This window comes from Inquilinus sp. Marseille-Q2685, from assembly GCF_916619195.1.
In the GTDB taxonomy this organism is placed as follows: Bacteria; Pseudomonadota; Alphaproteobacteria; order DSM-16000; family Inquilinaceae; genus Inquilinus.
Genome location: NZ_CAKAKL010000011.1, coordinates 21,493 through 42,686, shown reverse-complemented (window position 1 = coordinate 42,686; position 21,194 = coordinate 21,493). Strand labels below are relative to the sequence as shown.

At 71.3% G+C, this 21,194-nt stretch carries 19 protein-coding genes; 8 read left to right on the top strand and 11 right to left on the bottom strand.

Annotated features, from left to right (window positions below):
- The first annotated feature begins 68 nt into the window (after window positions 1-68).
- Entirely contained in the window at window positions 69-980 is a 912-nt protein-coding gene (locus LG391_RS31055; RefSeq protein WP_225772401.1) for a LysR family transcriptional regulator, read from the top strand.
- Here LG391_RS31055 and LG391_RS31050 read toward each other — a convergent pair.
- From LG391_RS31050 to uraH, 9 genes are all read right to left on the bottom strand, one after another.
- Complete coding sequence (locus LG391_RS31050) at window positions 958-2,091, bottom strand: cysteine desulfurase family protein (RefSeq protein WP_225772399.1); 1,134 nt, start codon at window positions 2,089-2,091, stop codon at window positions 958-960. The genes LG391_RS31055 and LG391_RS31050 overlap by 23 nt on opposite strands.
- A 213-nt stretch (window positions 2,092-2,304) precedes the next feature.
- On the bottom strand, window positions 2,305-3,378 hold the full coding sequence (locus LG391_RS31045) for a BMP family ABC transporter substrate-binding protein (RefSeq protein ID WP_225772639.1): 1,074 nt from the start codon (window positions 3,376-3,378) through the stop codon (window positions 2,305-2,307).
- A gap of 51 nt (window positions 3,379-3,429) precedes the next feature.
- Complete coding sequence (locus LG391_RS31040) at window positions 3,430-4,353, bottom strand: ABC transporter permease (protein ID WP_225772397.1); 924 nt, start codon at window positions 4,351-4,353, stop codon at window positions 3,430-3,432.
- Window positions 4,353-5,444 carry an ABC transporter permease gene (locus LG391_RS31035; RefSeq protein WP_225772396.1) on the bottom strand — a complete coding sequence of 364 codons (1,092 nt, stop codon included), beginning with the start codon at window positions 5,442-5,444 and terminating at the stop codon, window positions 4,353-4,355. Before LG391_RS31035 ends, LG391_RS31040 begins: the two co-directional genes overlap by 1 nt.
- Complete coding sequence (locus tag LG391_RS31030) at window positions 5,434-7,005, bottom strand: ABC transporter ATP-binding protein (protein ID WP_225772394.1); 1,572 nt, start codon at window positions 7,003-7,005, stop codon at window positions 5,434-5,436. Before LG391_RS31030 ends, LG391_RS31035 begins: the two co-directional genes overlap by 11 nt.
- A complete protein-coding gene (gene xdhC / locus LG391_RS31025; protein ID WP_225772392.1) occupies window positions 6,915-7,874 on the bottom strand; it encodes a xanthine dehydrogenase accessory protein XdhC in 960 nt (319 codons plus the stop codon). The genes LG391_RS31030 and xdhC overlap by 91 nt, the downstream gene beginning before the upstream one ends.
- The gene (xdhB, locus tag LG391_RS31020; protein ID WP_225772390.1) at window positions 7,871-10,216 is read right to left on the bottom strand and encodes a xanthine dehydrogenase molybdopterin binding subunit; all 2,346 of its coding nucleotides are present in this window, start codon (window positions 10,214-10,216) and stop codon (window positions 7,871-7,873) included. Before xdhB ends, xdhC begins: the two co-directional genes overlap by 4 nt.
- On the bottom strand, window positions 10,209-11,681 hold the full coding sequence (gene xdhA, locus LG391_RS31015) for a xanthine dehydrogenase small subunit (RefSeq protein WP_225772389.1): 1,473 nt from the start codon (window positions 11,679-11,681) through the stop codon (window positions 10,209-10,211). Before xdhA ends, xdhB begins: the two co-directional genes overlap by 8 nt.
- Before the next feature lie 3 nt (window positions 11,682-11,684).
- A complete protein-coding gene (gene uraH, locus LG391_RS31010; RefSeq protein WP_225772387.1) occupies window positions 11,685-12,062 on the bottom strand; it encodes a hydroxyisourate hydrolase in 378 nt (125 codons plus the stop codon).
- A 231-nt stretch (window positions 12,063-12,293) separates the two neighbouring features.
- Between uraH and puuE the strand changes: the two genes are divergently transcribed.
- From puuE to LG391_RS30990, 4 genes are all read left to right on the top strand, one after another.
- Window positions 12,294-13,202 carry an allantoinase PuuE gene (gene puuE, locus LG391_RS31005; RefSeq protein ID WP_225772385.1) on the top strand — a complete coding sequence of 303 codons (909 nt, stop codon included), beginning with the start codon at window positions 12,294-12,296 and terminating at the stop codon, window positions 13,200-13,202.
- A gap of 198 nt (window positions 13,203-13,400) precedes the next feature.
- Entirely contained in the window at window positions 13,401-13,913 is a 513-nt protein-coding gene (uraD, locus tag LG391_RS31000) for a 2-oxo-4-hydroxy-4-carboxy-5-ureidoimidazoline decarboxylase (RefSeq protein WP_225772383.1), read from the top strand.
- Between the two features lie 17 nt (window positions 13,914-13,930).
- Window positions 13,931-15,166, top strand: a complete 1,236-nt coding sequence (locus LG391_RS30995; protein ID WP_225772381.1) for an allantoate amidohydrolase — start codon at window positions 13,931-13,933, stop codon at window positions 15,164-15,166.
- Window positions 15,167-15,182: 16 nt separating this feature from the next.
- Window positions 15,183-16,412, top strand: coding sequence for an ArgE/DapE family deacylase (locus tag LG391_RS30990; protein ID WP_225772379.1), 1,230 nt, complete (start codon window positions 15,183-15,185; stop codon window positions 16,410-16,412).
- Between the two features lie 221 nt (window positions 16,413-16,633).
- Here LG391_RS30990 and LG391_RS30985 read toward each other — a convergent pair whose 3' ends face one another.
- Window positions 16,634-17,278 carry a TerC family protein gene (locus LG391_RS30985; protein ID WP_225772377.1) on the bottom strand — a complete coding sequence of 215 codons (645 nt, stop codon included), beginning with the start codon at window positions 17,276-17,278 and terminating at the stop codon, window positions 16,634-16,636.
- Window positions 17,279-17,515: 237 nt separating this feature from the next.
- Here LG391_RS30985 and LG391_RS30980 point away from each other — a divergent pair, with 237 nt between their 5' ends.
- Both LG391_RS30980 and LG391_RS30975 read left to right on the top strand, forming a co-directional pair.
- Window positions 17,516-18,376, top strand: coding sequence for a helix-turn-helix transcriptional regulator (locus LG391_RS30980; RefSeq protein WP_225772375.1), 861 nt, complete (start codon window positions 17,516-17,518; stop codon window positions 18,374-18,376).
- Window positions 18,377-18,637: 261 nt separating this feature from the next.
- On the top strand, window positions 18,638-19,528 hold the full coding sequence (locus LG391_RS30975; protein WP_225772373.1) for an NAD(P)H-binding protein: 891 nt from the start codon (window positions 18,638-18,640) through the stop codon (window positions 19,526-19,528).
- Window positions 19,529-19,646: 118 nt separating this feature from the next.
- Here LG391_RS30975 and LG391_RS30970 read toward each other — a convergent pair whose 3' ends face one another.
- Entirely contained in the window at window positions 19,647-20,069 is a 423-nt protein-coding gene (locus LG391_RS30970) for a GFA family protein (protein WP_225772371.1), read from the bottom strand.
- A gap of 105 nt (window positions 20,070-20,174) precedes the next feature.
- On the opposite strand from LG391_RS30970, the gene deoC reads away from it, so the two are divergent.
- Window positions 20,175-21,185: a deoxyribose-phosphate aldolase gene (gene deoC, locus LG391_RS30965; protein ID WP_225772369.1), complete on the top strand. Its 1,011-nt coding sequence runs from the start codon at window positions 20,175-20,177 to the stop codon at window positions 21,183-21,185.
- Window positions 21,186-21,194: the final 9 nt, after the last annotated feature.

The window sequence follows — 21,194 nt, the reverse complement described above, 5'->3', positions numbered from 1 at the left end:
CAAAAGAAAGGCTATAATCCCATCCGGCGGATGCGCCCAGAATCGCCTCGAGGAACAGGGAGCACGGATTGGCGCTGCTGGAGAACATGCGGGTCTTCGTGCGCGTGGTCGAGCTCGGCAGCCTGTCGGCGGCCGGCCGGCAGGTGCGCATGTCGCCGGCCGTGGTCAGCCACCGCATCCAGCAGCTGGAGCAGCATCTCGGCGTCCGCCTGCTGAACCGCACCACGCGCCAGGTGCAGACCACCGAGCACGGCCAGACCTTCTACCGCCACTGCCTGGTGGTGCTGGACGCGGTGGAGCGGGCGGAGACCAGCGTCGCCACCACCAGCGGCGTGCCCTCGGGCAGCCTGCGGGTGACCGCGCCGCTCGGCTTCGGCCGCCGCATCCTGGCGCCGCTTGTGCCGCAGTTCCACGAGCTCTATCCCCGGGTCGAGGTCCGGCTGCGCCTGTCCGACCACCTGCTCGACCTGCTGGGCGAGGCGGTCGACCTGGCGATCCGCATGGCGGAGCTGCGGGATTCCAGCTTCGTGCTGCGCAAGATCGCCGATTGTCGGCGGGTGCTGTGCGCGGCGCCGTCCTATCTCGAGGCCCAGGGTAATCCGAAGACGCCCGAGGAGCTGGTGGGCCACAACTGCCTGCTGCTGCGCTTCCCGGGATCGCGGCAGTACCAGTGGACGCTGGAGGGGAAGGGCGGCCCGTCCAAGGTGCCGGTGCGCGGCAGCTTCGACGCCGATGACGGCGACGTGCTGACGGAATGGGCGCTGGCCGGCCGCGGCATCGTCATGAAGCCGGTGTGGGAGGTGGCGGCGCATCTGCGCAGCGGCGCGCTGCAGGTGGTGCTGCCCGACCATCCGCCGGAGCCGGTGGTGCTGGCGGGGCTGTACCCGCATCGCAGCTTCCTGCCGGCCAAGGTGCGGGTGTTCTCGGACTATCTGGTGGAGCACACGCGGGCGCGGCTCAGCCCCGACCTCGCGCTCTGACCGCCTCTGCCAGCCGCGCCGCCGCCCGGTCGACATCGGCCTCGCTGGTGCCACGGCCGAGGCCGAAGCGCAGGCTGCCGTAAGCCTCCTCCGGCGACAGGCCGATGGCGCGCAGCACATGCGACGGCTCCGGGCTGCCGGTGGAGCAGGCGGAGCCGGTGGACAGCGCCGGGTCGGGCAGGTCGAGCAGCAGGTCGGCCGCGTCCGGGCCGGCCAGGCTGACATTCAGGCAGCGGGGCAAGCCGTGATCCTTGGAGCCGTTGCGGCGCAGGCCGGGCAGGGCTTGTTGCTCCGCCCCGAACAGCCGCTCGCGCAGCGCGGTCAGGCGCCGCGCATCGGCCGTCCGGCGCTGCCGGGCGATGCGGCAGGCAGTGCCGAGCCCGACGCAGAGCGCGGTCGGCAGGGTGCCGGCCCGGCGCCCCTCCTGCTGGCCGCCGCCATGGAGGAGGGGGCGCAGCGCCGTGCCCTCGCGCACGAACAGGGCGCCGATCCCCATCGGACCGTACAGCTTGTGCCCGGACAGGCTGAGGAAGGCGAGGTCGAGGACGCGGACGTCGATGGCGCCGGTCGACAGGATCTGCACCGCATCCGTGTGCAGCAGCGCGCCGGTCTCGGCGCAGATCCGGGCCGCCTCCGCCAGCGGCTGGACCGTGCCGATCTCGTTGTTCGCCGCCATCAGCGAGACCAGGGCCGGGCGCCCGCCCAGCAGCGACTTCAGCGCGTCGAGGTCGGCAGTGCCGTCCGGCCCGATCGGCAGGGTGGCGGTGCGATGGCCGCGGGCCGCCAGCTCCGGCAGGCAGGCCAGGACGCTGGGATGCTCGATCGCCGAGGCGATCACGGGCCAGCCTTCGGGCGTGCCGCCCAGCAGGGCCAGGTTGTTGGCCTCGGTGGCGCCGCCGGTGAACAGGATCTCGCCCGGCCGGGCGCCTATCAGCGCCGCCACCTCGGCCCGCGCGGCATCGATCGCCTCCGCCGCCCGCCAGCCCGGCCGGTGCCGCGCCGCATGCGGATTGCCGACCGCGGCCGGGTCCAGCCACGGCCGCATCGCGTCCAGCACCTCCGGATCCAGCGGGGTGGAGGCGAGGTGATCGAGATAGAGGGGGGCGGTCATGACGAAGCCGCCGGAGCGCATTCGGCAAGAAAAGAAACTCTCCCCCTCCCCTTGCGGGAGGGGGGCAGGGGGAGGGGCTGGCACCGCCAGAACTGTCAGCGAAGAAAGATGTCTGAGCCCGCCACCGACAACCCCCTCCCCCTGCCCCTCCCGCAAGGGGAGGGGGAGGATATGAGGGATGGCGATCGCGAGCATCAGCATCCGATCTGCGCGTTACGCTTCGACTCCCTCGACATACCAGTCCATCTTGGCGATCTCGTCGTCGCTCAGGGCCTTGCCCTCGGGCACGACCAGCTCGCCCTTCTGGTTCTTGATCGGGCCGGCGAAGGGGTTGAGCGTCCCGGCGATGATGTCGGCCTTGGTCTTCTCCGCCGCGGCCACGACCTCGGCCGGGATCGCCTCGTTGTACGGCGCCAGCTTGACCATGCCGTGCTTGAAGCCCCACCAGACGCTGGAGGACTTCCAGGTGCCGTCGAGCACGGCCTGCACCCGCTCGATATAGTACGGCCCCCATTCGTCGATGATCGCGGTCAGCTGCGCCTTGGGCGCGAAGTTGCGCATGTCCGACGCCTGGCCGAAGCCGTGGACGCCGCGCGCCTCCGCCACCTGGATCGCGGCCGGGCTGTCGGTGTGCTGGCACAGGATGTCGGCGCCGCCGTCGATCAGCGCCTTGGCGCCGTCGCTCTCCTTGCCCGGGTCGTACCAGCTGTTGACCCAGATCACCTTCACCTTCATGTCCGGGCGGATCTTCCGGGCCGCCAGGGTGTAGGCGTTGATGCCCATCACCACCTCGGGGATGGGGACCGAGCCGATATAGCCGGTGATGCCGGACTTGGTCATGTGGCCGGCGATGGTGCCGCACACCGCGCGCCCCTCGTGGAAGCGGGCGTTGTAGGTGCTGACATTCGGCGCGGTCTGATAGCCGGTGGCGTGCTCGAACTTCACCTTCGGGAACTGCTTGGCCGCCCGGATCGTCGGGTTCATGTAGCCGAAGGAGGTGGTGAAGATCAGCTCGTTGCCGGCCTGGGCCAGCTGGCGCAGCACGCGCTCGGCGTCCGGGCCTTCCGGCACGCTCTCGACATAGCTGGTCTTCACCTTGTCGCCGAAATGCGCCTCGATCTCGCGGCGGGCGAGGTCGTGCCCGTGGGTCCAGCCATAGTCGCCGATCGGCCCGATATAGATGAAGCCGACCTTCAGCGGCTCGGCCGACCAGACCCGGCCGGGCAGGATCGTCGTCGCCAGGGTGGCCGCGGAGCCCGCCAGAACCGACCGGCGGGAGAAGCGCATCGACATGAAGACCTCCTTGTTGTGATTCATCCGATGATAGCGATCCGCCGCTCAGACGGAAGGGCGGAACGGCTTGCCCAGCGCCGCCGGCGCCTGCAGCCGGCCGCGCCATGGGCCCGCGGCGATGATCACCAGCACCGCGATGGTGGCGAGATAGGGCAGCATGGTGAAGACCTGCGGCGGCACCTCGATGCCGCCGATGCCCTGGGCGTGCAGCTGCAGGATGGTGACGCCGCCGAACAGATAGGCGCCCAGCAGCACGCGCCAGGGCCGCCAGGACCCGAACACCACCAGCGCCAGCGCGATCCAGCCGCGGCCGGCGGTCATGCCCTCGATCCACAGCGGCGTGTAGGACAGCGACAGGAAGGCCCCGGCCAGCCCGGCCATGGCGCCGCCGAACAGGCAGGCCAGGTATCGCACCAGCAGCACCGGATGGCCAATCGAATGCGCCGATTCCGCCGATTCCCCGACCGCACGCAGCACCAGCCCGGCGCGGCTGCGCTTCAGGAACCAGGCCACGCCGATGGTCATCGCGACCGACAGGTAGACCAGCGCGTCCTGGCCGAACAGCAGCGGCCCGACGACCGGAAGGTCGGTCAGCACCGGCAGCGACAGCTTCGGCAGCGGCGCGATCGGGTGCCCGACGAAGCCGGCGCCGAGCAGGGCGCTCAAGCCCACGCCGAAGATGGTCAGGGCCAGGCCGGTGGCGACCTGGTTGGCCATCAGCGTCAGGGTCAGCACGGCGAAGATCAGCGCCATCGCCGTGCCGGCCAGGGCCGCGGCCAGGATGCCCAGCGCCGGCTGGCCGGTGGTGAAGGTCACGGCGAAGCCGGTGACCGCGCCGATCAGCATCATGCCCTCGACGCCGAGGTTGAGGACGCCGGAGCGCTCGACCACCAGCTCGCCCAGTGCGGCGAGGAGCAGAGGGGTGGCCGCGGTGATCACCGTCGCGGCGATCAGAACCAGGATATCCATCACGACACCGTCATGGGTTCGGGCACGGGCTTGGCCGAGGCCCAGCGCAGGCGGTAGCGGACCAGCACGTCGGCGGCCAGCAGGTAGAACAGCAGCATGCCCTGGAACACGCCGGTCGCTGCGGTCGGCAGCCCGGCGGAGACCTGGGCGTTCTCGCCGCCGATATAGGACAGGGCCATGACCAGCCCGGCGGCGACGATGCCGATCGGGTGCAGCCGGCCCAGGAAGGCGACGATGATGGCGGTGAAGCCATAGCCCGGCGTCAGCTGCGGGATCAGCTGGCCGATCGGGCCCGCCGCCTCGAAGGTGCCGGCAAGCCCGGCCAGGGCGCCGGACAGCAGCAGGGCGAACCAGGTCACGCGCTTGCGGCTGAAGCCGGCGAAGCGGGCGGCGGCCGGGGCCTGGCCCACCACCTGGATCTGGAAGCCGAACACGGTGCGGCCCATCAGGAACCAGGCGCCGACCGCGACCAGCCCCGCCACCAGCACGCCGAGATGCAGCCGGGTGCCTTCGACCAGGATCGGCAGCACGGCGGCGTCGGTGAACATCCGGGTCTGCGGGAAGTTGTAGCCGTCCGGGTCCTTCCACGGACCGAACACCAGGATGCCCAGCACCAGCGAGGCGACATAGGTCAGCATCAGGCTGGTCAGGATCTCGCTGACGTCGAAGCGGGTCTTCAGGAAGGCCGGGATCGCGGCATAGGCCATGCCGCCCAGGGCGCCGGCGATGCACATGGCGGGCAGGATCCACCAGCCCTCCTCGCCCCAGAAGCCCAGCGCCACGGCGGCGGCGGCGATGGCGCCTATCACCAGCTGGCCCTCGGCGCCGATGTTCCAGACATTGGCGCGGAAGCCGATGGCCAGGCCGGTGGCGATCAGGATCAGCGGCGCTGCCTTCACCCCCAGCTCGGTCCAGCCGTAGAAGGTCTCGACCGGCGCGATCAGAAACTGGTACAGCGTCTCGGCCGGGTCCAGGCCCAGCGCCAGGAACAGCAGCCAGCCGCTGGCGATGGTCAGGGCGATGGCGATCAGCGGCGTCAGCCACACCATGGCGCGCGACGGCTCGCGGCGCGGTTCGATCCTAAGCGACATGGACGGCAGGCTCCTTCTGGTCGGCCGCGGCCGGCTCGGTCCCGTGCAGCCCGCCCATCAGCAGGCCGATCTCGGCGACCGAGATCTCGGCGGTCGGCCGCGCCTCGGACAGGCGGCCGAGATTGATCACCGCAAGGCGGTCGGTGATCTGCAGCAGCTCGTCGAGATCCTGCGAGATCACCACCACCGCGGCGCCGTTCTGGGCCAGGGTCATCAGCGCCTGGTGGATCGCGGTGGCGGCGCCGGCGTCGACGCCCCAGGTCGGCTGCGACACGATGAAGACCTCGGGTGTCTGCAGCACCTCGCGCCCGACCACGTATTTCTGCAGGTTGCCGCCGGACAGGCTGCCGGCCGCCGCCTCGGCGCCGCGGGCCTTGACGCCGAATTCGTGGATCACCCGCTCGGCATAGCGGCGGGCCAGGCCGGCGCGGATCAGCCCGCCGGGCGCCAGCTTCATGCGGTTGCGGGCGCTCAGCAGCGTGTTGGCCGCCAGGCTCATCTCCGGCACCGCGGCGTGGCCGTTGCGCTCCTCCGGCACGCTGCACAGGCCCAGCAGGCGGCGCTGCTCCGCGCTCATCTGCCCGGCCGGCTTGCCGGCGATGCGGATGGCGCCGGCGGGCCGCACCCGCCGCTCGCCCGACAGCGCCTGCAGCAGCTCGTTCTGGCCGTTGCCGGCGATGCCGGCGATGCCCAGGATCTCGCCGGCGCCGACGGTGAAGCCGATCTCCTTCAGCGCGGTGCCAAAGGGCCCGTCGGCGGGCAGGCTCAGGCCCTCCACCACCAGCTTCGGGTCGGACGCGCCACGGGCGCCGCGGCGGGACAAGGTTCGCAGCTCGGCCCCGATCATCATCTGCGCCATGCTGCGCGCGGTCTCGACCGCCGGGTCGCAGGAGCCGACGACCTTGCCGGCGCGCATGATCGTGGCCCGGCCGCACAGCGCCTTGATCTCGTGCAGCTTGTGGCTGATGTAGAGGATCGAGCAGCCTTCCGACGCCAGGCGGCGCAGCGTCTCGAACAGCCGCTCCACCTCCTGCGGGGTCAGGACCGAGGTCGGCTCGTCCATGATCAGCAGCTTCGGATCCTGCAGCAGGCAGCGCACGATCTCGACCCGCTGGCGCTCGCCGACCGACAGGGTGTGGATCTCGCGATGCGGGTCCAGCGGCAGGCCGTAGGCCTCGGACACCTCGCGGATGCGCTTGGCCAGGACGCGCCGGTCGGGCGGGCTCTCCAGGCCTAGCGCGATGTTCTCGGCCACGGTCAGGGCCTCGAACAGCGAGAAGTGCTGGAACACCATGCCGATGCCGAGGCGGCGGGCCTCGTGCGGGCTGGAGGGACGGACCGGCTGTCCGTTCCACAGGATCTCGCCGGCATCGGGCTGCAGCAGCCCGTAGATGGATTTGACCAGCGTCGACTTGCCGGCGCCGTTCTCGCCGAGCAGCGCGTGGATCTCGCCGGGCTGGACGGAAAAGCTTACGCCGTCGTTCGCGACGAGGCTCGCGAAGCTCTTGGTGATGCCGCGGAGTTCGATCCGCGCGGGGCCGGCCCCCGGGTTGCGGTCCATGCAGCCTCCTGTTCTGGAGCCGCCCCCGCCGCCGGTTTGTCGGCGGTGGCGGACACGTCCTTAGCCTTGGCGAAGGCGATGAGCAATTCCGCCGCGACCATGGCGGCGATGACGGACGGGCGCTTGTCGCGCCCGAGGCCCGCCCCGATCGGGCAGGTCAGGTCTCCGGCGCGCCGCGGGTCGTTGCCCCGGGCCCGGAACCAGCGCTCGAAGCGCTCGCGCTTGGTGGCCGATCCGATCAGTCCGACATAGGCGGCGTCGCCGCGGCGCAGCGCCGCCTCGGTGACCTCGAAATCCATGGCGTGGCTGTGGGTCATGACCAGGTAGGCGGCGCCGGGCGGCGCCTCGGCGATCACGTCGGTCGGGGTCGGCGTCAGCCGCCGGGTGATGCCCTCCGGGATCTCGGCCGGGAACTCGTCGGCGCGGCCATCGACCCACTGGATCTTGACGGGCAGCGGCGCCAGGGCGCGGGCCAGCGCCTTGCCGACATGGCCGGCGCCGAACACCAGGACGCTGGGGCGGGTCGCGGCCTCGTCCGCCTCCTCGGCCTCGATCCGGGCCAGGGTGGCGCCGTCGGCCAGCTCCAGCTCGATCACGACATAGCCGCCGCAGCACTGGCCGATGGCGGGGCCCAGCGGGATCTCGACCCGCTGCGACCGCTCCTTGGCCGCGATCAGGCCGCGGGCGGCGGCGATCGCGTCCCACTCCATCCGCCCGCCGCCGATGGTGCCGCGGCTGGTGCTGCCGGTGACCAGCATGTGCACCCCGGCCTCCCGTGGGGTCGAGCCGCGGGCCTCCGCTAGCGTCACCAGCACCGTCGGCTCGCCGTCGCCGAGCCACAGCCGCAGGGTGGGGGCGAGGGGGGTCATTCCGCCTCTCCCGCCGCTGCCCGCAGCCGTTCCACCGCGTCCAGCACCTTCTCCGGCGTCGCCGGCGGGTCGAGGCGGGGGCAGATCTTGTGGTCGGCGACGCTGGCGACGGCGTCCGAGATCGCGTGCAGCACCGAGACGCCGAGCATGAAGGGCGGCTCGCCCACCGCCTTGGAGCGGTAGATCGTCTCCTCATGGTTCCGCGTGTCGGCCAGCCGGACGTTGAAGATCTTCGGCCGGTCGCTGGCCACCGGGATCTTGTAGGTGGAGGGCGCATGGGTCCGCAGCCGGCCCTTGGCGTCCCACCACAGCTCCTCCATGGTCAGCCAGCCGGCGCCCTGGACGAAGCCGCCCTCGACCTGGCCGCGGTCAATCGCGGGGTTCAGGGAACGGCCGGCATCATGCAGGATGTCGGTCCGGTCCAGCCGGTACTCGCCGGTCAGGGTGTCGACCGTGACCTCGCTGACCGCGGCGCCATAGGCGAAGTAGTAGAAGGGGCGGCCGCGGCCGGCGGCGCGGTCCCAGTGGATCTTCGGCGTCTTGTAGAAGCCGGCGGCGGACAGCTGCACCCGGCCGAAATAGGCGGCGCGCACCAGCTCCGCGAACGGCACCTCCTGGTCGCCGACCTGCACCGTATTGCGGCGGAACACCACCTGGTCGGGCTTCACCTGCCAGCGCTCGGCGGCGAAGGCGATCAGCCGGTCCTTGATCATCCGCGCCCCGGCCCGGGCCGCCATGCCGTTCAGGTCGGCGCCGGAGGAGGCGGCGGTGGCCGAGGTGTTCGGCACCTTGCCGGTGGTGGTGGCGGTGATGTGGACGCGGCCGATATCGACCTGGAACTCCTCGGCCACGACCTGGGCGACCTTGGTGTACAGGCCCTGGCCCATCTCGGTGCCGCCGTGGTTCAGGTGGATCGACCCGTCCTTGTAGACATGCACCAGAGCGCCGGCCTGGTTGTAGGCGGTCATGGTGAAGGAGATGCCGAACTTCACCGGCGTCAGCGCCAGGCCGCGCTTGAGGAAGCGGCTGGTCCGGTTCCAGGCGCGGATCTCGGCGCGCCGGGCCCAGTAGTCGCTGTCGCGCTCCAGCTCCGCCACCAGCTGCGGCGCGATGTTGTCCTCCACCGTCTGGTGGTAGGGCGTCACGTTGCGGTCGGCGGTGCCGTAGAAGTTCAGCTTGCGGATCTCGAGCGGGTCGCGGCCGACCGCGAAGGCGATCTCCTCGATCAGCCGCTCTCCCGCCACCAGCCCCTGCGGCCCGCCGAAGCCGCGGAAGGCGGTGGCCGACTGGGTGTTGGTCTTCAGCGGCAGGGAGGACAGGTGCACCGCCGGGTAGAAATAGGCGTTGTCGGCGTGGAACAGGGCGCGGTCGGTGACCGGGCCGGACAGGTCGGCCGACCAGCCGCAGCGCGCGGCCAGCAGCATCTCCACGCCCTCGATCCGGCCCTCCTCGTCGAAGCCGACCGCATAGTCGACCTCGAAATCGTGGCGCTTGCCGGTGATCGCCATGTCGTCGTCGCGGTCCGGCCGCAGCTTGGCGGCGCGGCCGGTCGCCTTGGCCACCAGCGCGGCCGCGGCGGCGAACAGGTTGGCCTGGGTCTCCTTGCCGCCGAAGCCGCCGCCCATGCGCCGGATCTCGACCGTCACCGCCCCGTCCGGCACGCCCAGTACGGATGCCACGATGTGCTGCACCTCGCTCGGGTGCTGGGTCGAGGAGTGGACGGTGACGTCGCCGTCCTCGCCCGGCAGGGCCAGGGCCACCTGGCTCTCCAGATAGAAATGCTCCTGCCCGCCGATCCGCATCCGGCCCTCGACCCTGCGCGGCGCGGCCGCGATCGCCGCCTTGGCGTCGCCGCGCTTCAGCGTCATCGGCTTGGTCACCAGCGTGCCGGCGGCCTTCGCCGCGTCGTAGTCCAGGACCGGCGTCAGCTCCTCATAGTCGATCACGGCCAGGCGGGCGGCGCGGCGGGCCTGGTCGCGGGTCTCGGCGGCCACGGCGAAGACCGGCTGGCCGACATGCTGCACCAGCTCGGCGGCGAACAGCGGCTCGTCGCCCAGATGGTTGCAGCCGATGTCGTTCTCACCGGGCACATCCGCGGCGGTGAAGACGCGCACGACACCCGGCGCAGCGCGCACTTTGTCCAGGTCGATCGACCGGATCCGGGCATGCGCCCTCTCGCTCAGCCCCAGGCAGACATGCAGCAGCCCCGCCGGCTCCGGGATGTCGTCGATATAGACGGCCTCGCCGCTGACATGCTTGTGGGCGCTGTCGTGCCGGCGCGGGTCGTGCACCGCGCCGTCGATGCGGTCGGCTTTGGCCTGGGAGAGGGTGGTGTCAGGCATGGGCCAGGCTCCGCTCGCCGACCAGCCGCGTCTCGGCGGCGGGATCGGCGGTTTCGGCGTGCAGCTTCAGCAGCAGGTTGGCGGCGACCCGGGCGCGATAGCCGGCGCTGGCGCGCCAGTCGGTCAGCGGCGTGAAATCCCGGGCCAGAGCGGGCAGGGCGGCGCGGACGACGTCCTCGGTCCAGGGCCGCCCCAGCAGCGCCGCCTCGGTCGCAGCCGCCCGCTTTGGCGTGCCGGCCATGCCGCCATAGGCGATGCGGATCTCGGCGACGCGGCCGTCCTCGACCCGCAGCCGGAAGGCGGCGCAGACGGCGGAGATGTCCTGGTCGAAGCGCTTGCTGATCTTGTAGGCGCGGAAGCGGTCGCCGGGCCGCAGCTTCGGCAGGAAGACGCTCTCGACGAACTCGCCGGGCCGCCGGTCCTGCTGGCCATAGGCGATGAAGAAATCCTCCAGCGGCAGCGACCGGCGCTCATCCCCGCGGCGCAGAACCAGCGTCGCGCCGGCGGCGATCAGGGCAGGCGGCGTGTCGCCGATCGGCGACCCGTTGGCGATGTTGCCGCCGATGGTGCCGACGGCGCGCACCTGTTCCGCCCCGATGCGGCGGATCAGTTCGCCCAGGTCGGGATAGGCCCGGCCCAGCGGTCCGATCGCCTCGGCATAGGTGGTGGCGGCGCCGATCTCGAAGCCGTCCGCGGTCTCGCGGATGCCGCACAGGTCGCGCACCCGGCCGGTATAGATCACCGCGGGTAGCACCCGCATCTGCTTGGTGACCCACAGCCCGACATCGGTGGCGCCGGAGACGATGGTGGCGTCCGGATGCTCCAGCAGCAGCGCCGCCATCGCGTCGGCTGTGGCCGGGGCATAGAAGCGCCGGGCGCCATCGCCGACCGCGACCGTCTCCCCGTCCTCCAGTGCCTCGAGCCGCTTCACCGTCTCCGCCTCGGCCGCGGCGAAGCGGTCGGCCTCCGGCGCGCCCAGCTCGTACATCTTCCGGCCGGCGGCGACGATCGGGGCATAGCCGGTGCAGCGGCACAGATTGCCGGCCAGGGCGTCGTCGATCCGGCCTTCGCCTGGCGCCGCGTCGTTGCGGTACAGCGCGAACAGCGCCATGACGAAGCCGGGGGTGCAGAAGCCGCATTGCGACCCGTGGCAATCGACCATCGCCTGCTGTACCGGGTGCAGCGAACCGTTGGCCGCCTTCAGGTGCTCGACCGTCAGCAGCTGGCAGCCGTCCAGCGTCGCCAGGAAGCGGATGCAGGCGTTCACGGGCTCGTAGCGCACCCGGTCGCCGTCGCGCCGGCCGACCACCACGGTGCAGGCGCCGCAATCGCCCTCGGCGCAGCCTTCCTTGGTGCCGGTCCTGCGCTCCTCGATCCGCAGCCAGTCCAGCACGGTCAGGGTCGGATCGACCGTGCGGATCTCGCGCAGCTCGTCGCCCAGGAGGAAACGGACGGTGTCTCGCATGGTTCAGCTGCCGCGATAGGTGGAGTAGGACCAGGGCGAGATCAGCAGCGGCACATGGTAGTGCTGGTCGGCATGGGCGATGCCGAAGCGGATCGGCACCTGGTCCAGGAAGGGCGGGTCGGCCAACGCCACGCCGGCGGTGCGGAAATAGGCGCCGACGGCGAAGACCAGCTCGTAGCTGCCGGGGCGGAAGTCGTCGCCGGCCAAGAGCGGCGCGTCGCAGCGGCCGTCGGCATTGGTCCGGGTCTCGGCGATCAGGGTGTGACGGTCGCCGTCGAGGCGGTACAGCGCCACGGCGATGCCCATGCCCGGCCGGCCATGCGCGGTGTCCAGCACATGGGTGGTCAGTCGCCCCCGGTGGGATGCCTGTGTCTCGGCCATCCTGCCTCTCCGTGTCTGCCGCCGGTCGCTGGCGGTCCGGTGCGCCACCGGGCATTATCGCCCTGTTCCGGTGGTGGCGCGCTTGTTGTTTTCTTGCGCTTGTCATGTTTCACCCCGCCTGCCCGTTGCTCAACGGCTGTTCGGCGGAAAGACTTTCAACGCAATCGCAAAAGTGGATGCGGGCGAGCCCGTTATCCTATGTCCGGGATCACGCGTGCGCAGGGAGGGCCAGTGTCCGTCTATCCGAGAAACCTGGTCGGCTACGGCCCGAACCCGCCGAAGGCCGACTGGCCGGGCGCCGCCCGGCTGGCGCTGCAGTTCGTCCTCAACTACGAGGAGGGCGGCGAGAACTCGATCCTGCACGGCGACGCGGCGTCCGAGAGCTTCCTGTCCGAGATCGTCAGCGCCCAGCCGCTGCCGGGCGTGCGCCACATCTCGATGGAATCCCTCTACGACTACGGCGCCCGGGTCGGCGTCTGGCGGATCCTTCGGCTGTTCGAGCGCAAGCAGATCCCGCTGACCATCTACGCCGTCGCCATGGCGGCGGAGCGGCACCCGCAGGTGATCCGCGCCATGGTCGAGGCCGGGCACGAGATCGCCAGCCACGGCTATCGCTGGATCAACTACCAATATGTCGGCGAGGACACCGAGCGCGAGCATATCCGCAAGGCGGTCGAGATCCTGGAGCAGGTGTCGGGCCAGAAGCCGCTCGGCTGGTACACCGGCCGCACCAGCCCGAACACGCGGCGGCTGGTGGCGGAGCATGGCGGCTTCCTCTACGACGCCGACGCCTATGACGACGACCTGCCCTACTGGGAGCTGGTCGAGGGCAAGCCGCAGCTGATCGTGCCCTACACGCTGGACGCCAACGACATGCGCTTCGCCGCGGTCCAGGGCTTCAACTCCGGCGACCAGTTCTACGCCTATCTCAAGGACAGCTTCGACGCGCTGTACCAGGAGGGGGCGGAGACGCCGCGGATGATGTCGATCGGGCTGCATTGCCGCATCGTCGGCCGCCCCGGCCGGATCATGGCGCTGGAGCGGTTCCTGGACTACGCGAAGCAGCATGACGGCGTCTGGTTCTGCCGCCGCATCGAGATCGCCCGCCACTGGCGCGAGAAGCATCCGTATGGGGGCTGAGATGCAGGGACCGATCTGGCGGCGCGAACCCCCTCACCCTCCCGTCGCCAACGCGACGGGCCCCTCCCTCTCCCCAAGGAGAGGGGAGCAAGAGCCGCGCTCCCTTACCTCTCCTTGGGGAGAGGTCGAAATCGCGCAGCGATTTCGGGTGAGGGGGTGGCTCCGGCCCCTCCCATGCGAGTCGACTGGAGCCATCCGATGACCCTCCCGCATCCCAGCACCATGGACCGCGACCTGTTCGTCGTCCGCTTCGGCGGCGTGTTCGAGCATTCGCCCTGGATCGCCGAGGCGGCCTGGGAGGCCGGGCTGGGCCATGAGCAGGATACGGCCGAGGGGCTGCACGCCGCGCTCTGCGCCGTGTTCCGCGCCGCCGACCATGACCGCCAGCTCGCCGTGCTCTGCGCCCATCCCGACCTGGCCGGCCGGCTGGCGGTGGCGGGGGAGCTGACCGCCAGCTCCAGCGCCGAGCAGGCCAGCGCCGGGCTCGACCGTTGCACGCCGGAGGAGTTCGCCCGGTTCCAGGAGCTCAATGCCGCCTATGTCGAGCGCTTCGGCTTCCCCTTCATCATGGCGGTGAAGGGCCGCAGCCGGGCCGAGATCCTGGCCGCCTTCGAGCGCCGGGTCGACAACCCGCGCGACGCCGAATTCGCCACGGCCCTGGCCGAGGTGGAAAAGATCGCCCTCCTGCGACTGAAGGATTTGCTGCCGTGAGCCTCGGGACCGCGCCCATGCAGAACACCCTCGCCTACGGCCCGGCGCTGATGCAGCGGCTGGACGAACTGGCCCGCTTCAGCGAGGACCCCGACCGGCTGACCCGCACCTTCCTGTCGCCGGCGCACCGCCAAGCGGCCGACCAGGTGCTGGCCTGGATGCGCGAGGCCGGCATGTCGGCGCGGACCGACGCCGCCGGCAACGTCGTCGGCCGCTACGAGGGCGACCGGCCGGGCCTGCCCGCTCTGCTGCTCGGCTCCCACATCGACACGGTGCGCGACGCCGGAAAATATGACGGCAATCTCGGCGTTCTGGCCGCCATCGCCGTGGTGGCGGAGCTGCACCGGCGCGGCGAGCGGCTGCCCTTCGCCGTCGAGGTCCTGGCCTTCGGCGACGAGGAGGGCGTGCGCTTCCCGGTCACCCTGACCGGCAGCCAGACCGTCGCCGGCACGGTCGACCCGGCGGTGGCCGACGCGCGGGACGACAGCGGCCTGCGCCTGGGCGACCTGCTGCGCGAGTTCGGCGGCGACCCGGACGGGCTGCAGGCCGAAGCCCGGCGGCGCGAGGACGTGCTCGGCTATGTCGAGCTGCATATCGAGCAGGGACCGGTGCTGGAGGCCGAGGACCTGCCGCTCGGCGTGGTCACGGCGATCAACGGCGCTGCGCGCTACAATGCCACGGTCCGCGGCATGGCCGGCCACGCCGGCACCGTGCCGATGGATCTGCGCCATGATGCGCTGGCCGCCGCCGCCTCGATGGTCCTGGCGGTCGAGCGCTGCGCCCAGGCCCGGCGCGACGTGGTGGCGACGGTCGGGCAGCTCGACGTGCAGCCCGGCGCCGTCAACGTCATCCCCGGAGCCGTGCGCTTCACCATCGACATCCGCGCGCCGGACGACGCCGACCGCCTGGCCGCGATGGCCGAGCTGACCGCGGCGCTGGAGGGCATCGCCCGCGGCCGCGGCGTCGAGCTGACGCTCGACCGCTACCATGACGGCGGCGCGGTGCGCTGCGACCCGGCGCTGATGGAGCGTTTGGAGACAGCGATCCGCCGCCACGGCCTGCCGGCGCGGCGCCTGCCCAGCGGCGCCGGCCACGACGCCATGGCGATGGCGGCGCTGACCCCGGTCGGCATGCTGTTCCTGCGCTGCCGCGGCGGCATCAGCCACAACCCGGCCGAATCCATCACCGTGGAGGATGCGGACCTCGCCGTCCGCGTCCTGCTCGACCTCCTCCGCCAGTACGACCCTGCCTAAGACGAAAGCTCTCCTGATGACCGACAGCATCGACACCGCCATCCGCGCCTGGCTCCACGGCGCGCGCGAGCAGCAGGCCCGGTTCCTGGCGGAGCTGGTCAAGGTCCCGTCCGACAACCCGCCGGGCGACTGCGAGCCGCATGCCAGGCGGACGACGGAGCTGCTGCGCGAGCTGGGCTTCGAGGTCGAGGTCCATCCGGTGCCGGCGGAGCTGGCGAAGGCGCATGGCATGATCAGCGCCAGCAACCTGATCGTCCGCCGCCGCTTCGGCGACGGGCCGGTGATCGCGCTGAACGCGCATGGCGACGTGGTCGCGCCGGGCGAGGGCTGGACCCACGATCCCTACGGCGCCGAGGTGGTCGATGGCTGGATGTATGGCCGCGGCGCCGCCGTCTCGAAATCCGACATCGCCACCTACGCCTTCGCCCTGAAGGCGCTGGAGCAGGCGGGGCAGCTGACCCGCGGCACGGTCGAGCTGCACGTGACCTATGACGAGGAATCGGGCGGCGAGATCGGGCCGAAGCTGATCCTGGAGCAGGGGCTGTCGAAGCCGGACTTCGCCATCGCTGCCGCCTTCAGCTATGCGGTGGTGACGGCGCATAATGGCTGCCTGCATCTCGAGGTCGAAGTGCGCGGCAAGTCGGCCCATGCCGCGCTGCCTTCGACCGGCATCGACGCGCTGGAGGCGGCGACGCCGATCCTGGCGCGGCTGTACGAGCACCGGCGCCTGTATCCGACCACGGTGTCGAAGGTGACCGGCATCGGCTCGCCGCAGCTGACCATCGGGCTGATCGAGGGCGGCATCAACACCAACGTCGTGCCCGACCGGGTGGCCTTCCGCCTCGACCGCCGCCTGATCCCGGAGGAGAACGGCGCGGCGGTGGAGGCTGAGCTGCGCGGCGTGATCGAGGACGCGGCCAAGGCCTTCCCGAAGGCGACCGTCACGGTCCGCCGCATCCTGCTGGCCGAGCCGCTGTCGCCGCTGCCGGGCACCGACCGGCTGGCCGAGGCGATCCGCCGCCGCGCCGCGCCGGTGCTGGGCGAGGAGATCCCGGTCAAGGGCGTGCCGCTCTACACCGACGCCCGGCACTATGCCGCCGCCGGGGTGCCGATCGCCCTCTACGGCGCCGGCCCCCGCACCATCGAGGACGCCAACGCCCACCGCGCCGACGAGCGGCTGAAGCTGGACGACCTTTACAAGGCGACCGAGATCGTCGCTTTGGCGGTGCGGGACCTTCTGGCGTAGCGCTGGGTTGGGTTACGATCCGACGATCGGCGGCTCGACCGGGTGGCCACCCGGCCGGGCCATTCCTCACGGAACGAGGCCAATCTAACCCATCGCGCCAATACAAGGTTGGGTTCGCTCTGGCGAACCCAACATCGTGCCGACGGAACAACTGTTGGGTTCGCATGCGCGAACCCAACCTACGAAACGAAAGGGCCGGGCAATCGCCCGGCCCTTGTGCCTTACATCATGCCCTGGAGATGCGGCCAGACCTCGATGGCGCCGCGCCAGATCATGTCGATCGACACGTAGAGGATCACGGCCAGGCCGACATAGGCGATCCAGCGGTGGCGGTTCAGCAGCTTGGCGATGAAGGAGGCGGCGAAGCCCATCAGCGCGATCGACAGCGCCAGGCCGAAGATCAGGATCACCGGGTGCTCGCGCGCAGCACCGGCCACGGCCAGCACGTTGTCGAGCGACATCGACACGTCGGCGATCACGATCTGCCAGGCGGCCTGGGCGAAGGTCTTGCGCGGCGCGCCGTTGCCGTTCACCTCGTGACCTTCCAGCGCCTCCTCGGCCTGGTGCTCCTCCTTGGCGGTATGGCGCAGCTCGCGCCACATCTTCCAGCACACCCACAGCAGCAGCACGCCGCCGGCCAGCAGCAGGCCGACGATGGCCAGCAGCTGCGTCGTGATCAGGGCGAAGCCGATGCGCAGCAGGGTGGCGGCGCCGATGCCGATCAGGATCGCCTTGCCGCGCTGTTCCTTGGGCAGCCCGGCCGCGGCCAGGCCGATGACGATGGCGTTGTCGCCGGCCAGAACCAGGTCGATCATGATGACCTGGGCCAGGGCCGCCAGCGCTTCGCCTGTCAGCAGATGTTCCATGCGAAAACCGTCCTCTTCGTCGCGAGGAGCGGCCTGCATGCCATCCCGGGGGAGCGTGTCAGGGTCGGCAGGCGGGCCACTCGATGGAGTCTCCAGTCCGACATCGCAGATCCCGGAGGATCTGCCAGAGGGGCCCGGCCTGGTCGCCGCCCATATAGCGGGGAGGCCTCGCCGGCTCAAGCGCCGGGTCGTAGACTGCGGCGCGGACGCCGCAGGTCGGCCCGGAGGTGTGGCGAAATGGATACACATGAACCGGTGATCCGGTCCGGCGCGATCGTGCCGGAGAAGGCCGGGCAATGGTCCGGCCTCGCCGCCGGGCTGTTCGCCGCCACCGGCCATGCGGTCGAGGCCGTGCCCTCGGCCGACCTGCGGCTCAGCCTGCATGTCGGGCCGCCGGTCATGGCCCATTGCCGGGCCGAGGGGCTGGTGCAGGATCGGCTGCAGCGCGAGGGCGACATCGACCTGCTGCCGGCCGGCGCGTCGGGCGCCTGGGAGGATGAGGGGCCGGCCCGCTTCCTGCTGCTGCGCCTGGCCCCGGCGCTGATGCGCAGCGCGGCGGAGGGGCTGGGGCTGGCCTCCGGCCGGCTGGAGATCGCGCCGCGGCTGCAGCTGCGCGACCCACGGATCGAGCATCTCGGCTGGGCCCTGAAGGCCGAGCTGGAGGCGGGGGCGGAATCGGATCCGCTCTATGCCGACAGCATCGGCCTGGCGCTGGCGGCCCATCTGCTGCGGCGCTACGCGGCGCCGGTGCCGGCGGCCGCGGCGGGCCAGGCGCTGTCGCGGCGGCAGCTGGCCCGGGTGCTGGAGCTGATCGAGTCGCGGCTGGACCAGCGCCTGGCCCTGGCCGAGCTGGCGGCCGCCGCCGGGCTCAGCCCGTCGCATTTCAAGCCGCTGTTCAAGGCCTCGACCGGGCTGGCGCCGCACCAGTTCGTGATCCGCCGCCGGGTCGAGCGGGCACGGGCGCTGCTGCTGGACGGAAGCCTGCCGATGGCCCAGGTGGCGCTCGACGCCGGCTTCGCGCATCAGAGCCACATGGCCCGGGCGATGCGCCGGGTCCTCGGCATCACCCCCGGCGCGCTGCGGCGCGAGCGGGGCTGAACGCCGCCGTCCGAACCTGCTCCCGCCCGTCCGTTCCGGCGCGACCCGGCCCGGCTAGCGCGGCAGAGTCCGCCCCGACTTGGCCCCGCTCAGGGGCGTAGCGACACTTTTTAGAATCTCCCAACGCCGTCATTGCGAGCGCAGCGAAGCAATCCAGGGCCGCTCGCCGTGGCCCCTGGATTGCTTCGTCGGCTTCGCCTCCTCGCAATGACGGTGAGGAATGGGGGTTTTGAAAAGGTCTCGCATACCGGGAGAGAGACCATGTTCGCCATCATCGGGGCCACGGGCCGGGTCGGCGGGGCCGCGGCGCGGGAGCTGCGGCGGCGGGGCAGGGCGGTGCGGGCCGTGGTCCGCGACCCCGGCCGGGCCGGCGCGCTGGCCGAGGCCGGCTGTGAGGTCGCCGTCGCCGACATCGCCGACGCGCCGGCGCTGACGGCGGCGCTGCGCGGCGCCGAGGGCGTGCTGGCGATCGTGCCGCTGCCCCCGTCGCGCGGCGACGCCGCGGCCGAGGTCCGCGGCCTGGTCGGCAGCCTGGCCCGGTCGCTGCAGGCGGCGCGGCCGCCGCGCACCGTCGCGATCTCGGACTACGGCGCCCAGCATGCGGCCGGCACCGGCATCACCCTGCTGTTCCACCAGCTGGAGCAGCGGCTCGGCGGCCTGCCGGGCATCGCCTTCCTGCGCTCGGCCGAGCATATGGAGAACTGGGCGCGGTCGCTGCGTACCGTCATGGCCACCGGCGTCCTGGCCAGCCTGCACCACCCGCTGGACAAGCGCTTCCCCACCGTCTCCGCCCCCGATATCGGGCTGATCGCGGCCGATCTCCTGGAGTCGGCCGAGGCGCCGCCGCCTATCCTCCATGCCGAGGGACCGCAGCGCTACACCGCGCTGGACGTCGCCGCCGCCCTGGCCGGGCCGCTCGGCCGGCCGGTCCAGGCGGTCGCCCTGCCGCGCGGCCAGTGGGACCAGGCGCTGGCGGCCGGCGGGCTGAGCGAAGGCTATGTCCGGCTGATCACCGAGCTCTACGACGCCCACAATGCCGGGCGGATCGAGGCCGAGGGCGGCGAGGTCCGGCGCGGCACCACGCCCCTGGCCGAGGTGCTGGCGGCGCTGGTGCGCCGGATGGCCTCTTCGGGCATTTCGAACAATAACTGAATCAACAATATTGTCATGCCCGGGCTTGACCCGGGCATCCAGAAGCTGTCGAGACCCTCTGGATTGCCGGGTCAAGCCCGGCAATGACAAATAGAGGGGTTATTTGGAGCGCTTATTCTTAAGCATCTCCTTGGCCTGCAAATTCCTCATGCTGCGGCAGGTCGTCGGTGATGGTGTACCAGGGCGCCTTGGAGCCGACGAAGATGTGCTCGGTCGGCCGGATGGTCGGGTCGTCGACCAGCGTGCCCATGGCGACATGGACATAGGCGCCGTCGCGGACGACCGAGAACAGCAGCGACCCGCAGGCCCGGCAATGCGTGTTGTTGAGGTCCTCCCCGCCATAGATCATCAGCCCGTCCTGGCCCTGGGTCACCGCCAGCTTGGCGCGCTCGATCCCGGCGAAGGGCTTGAACGCCGACCCCGTTGTCCTCCGGCAGTTCGAGCAGTGGCAGTTGGCGGCGTAGAGGAACTGGTCCGCCACCTCGTAGTGGACGGCGCCGCAATAGCATCGGCCGGTCAGCATGCGCGCGCTCTCGGTCATAGGGCTCCCTCCGACATTGTTTCGGCCAGCGTACCGCTCCGCGCTGCGCCTTGACAGCCCGGTGCCGGCGGCGCTCTGTTCCGGCAGATTTCGAGGGAGACGTCCATGCCCGACCATCGTCGAGACGGCACCGGTGAGGCGGTGGCCCGCATCGTGCCGGCCGCCAACACCCACCGCAACCCGGGCATGGCGCTGGAGCTGGACTGGGTCGAGGCCGCGCGGGTCAATCTCAGCGCTGCCGAGCGCCGGGCCGCCACCCTGACCGCCCGCCGCACGGTGAAGAAGGAGTGGCAGGCCGCCTGGCTGGTGAAGGCGATCACCTGCATGGATCTGACCACGCTCGCCGGCGACGACACGCCGGGCCGGGTGCAGCGCCTCTGCGCCAAGGCCCGCCACCCGCTGCGCGACGACCTGGTCGAGGCGCTGGGCCTCACCGACCGGCCGCCGACCGTCGGCGCCGTCTGCGTCTACCCGACCATGGTCGGCGCCGCGGTGAAGGCGCTGGCCGGCAGCGGCATCCCGGTCGCCTCGGTCGCCACCGGCTTCCCGGCGGGGCTGACGCCGCTGCCGCAGCGCCTGGCCGAGATCCGCTATGCGGTGGAGGAGGGAGCGGCCGAGATCGACATCGTCATCCACCGCGCCCAGGTGCTGAACCGCGAATGGTCCGCCCTCTATGACGAGGTCCGGGCGATGCGCGAAGCCTGCGGCGACGCGCATCTGAAGACCATCCTGGCCACCGGCGACCTCAGGACCCTGCGCAATGTCGAGGCCGCCAGCCTGGTCTGCATGATGGCCGGCGCCGACTTCATCAAGACCTCGACCGGCAAGGAGGATGTCAACGCCACCCTGCCGGTCAGCCTGGTGATGGTCCGCGCCATCCGCGACTACCAGGCCCGCACCGGCGAGCGGGTCGGCTTCAAGCCGGCCGGGGGGCTGCGCACCGCCAAGGACGCGATCGCCTGGCTGATCCTGATGAAGGAGGAGCTGGGCCGGCCCTGGCTGGAGCCGGAGCTGTTCCGCATCGGCGCCTCCTCGCTGCTCGCCGATGTCGAGCGCCAGATCGAGCATTTCGTCACCGGCCGCTACTCGGCCGGCTTCCGCCACGCTTCCGCCTGAGGAGCCTCA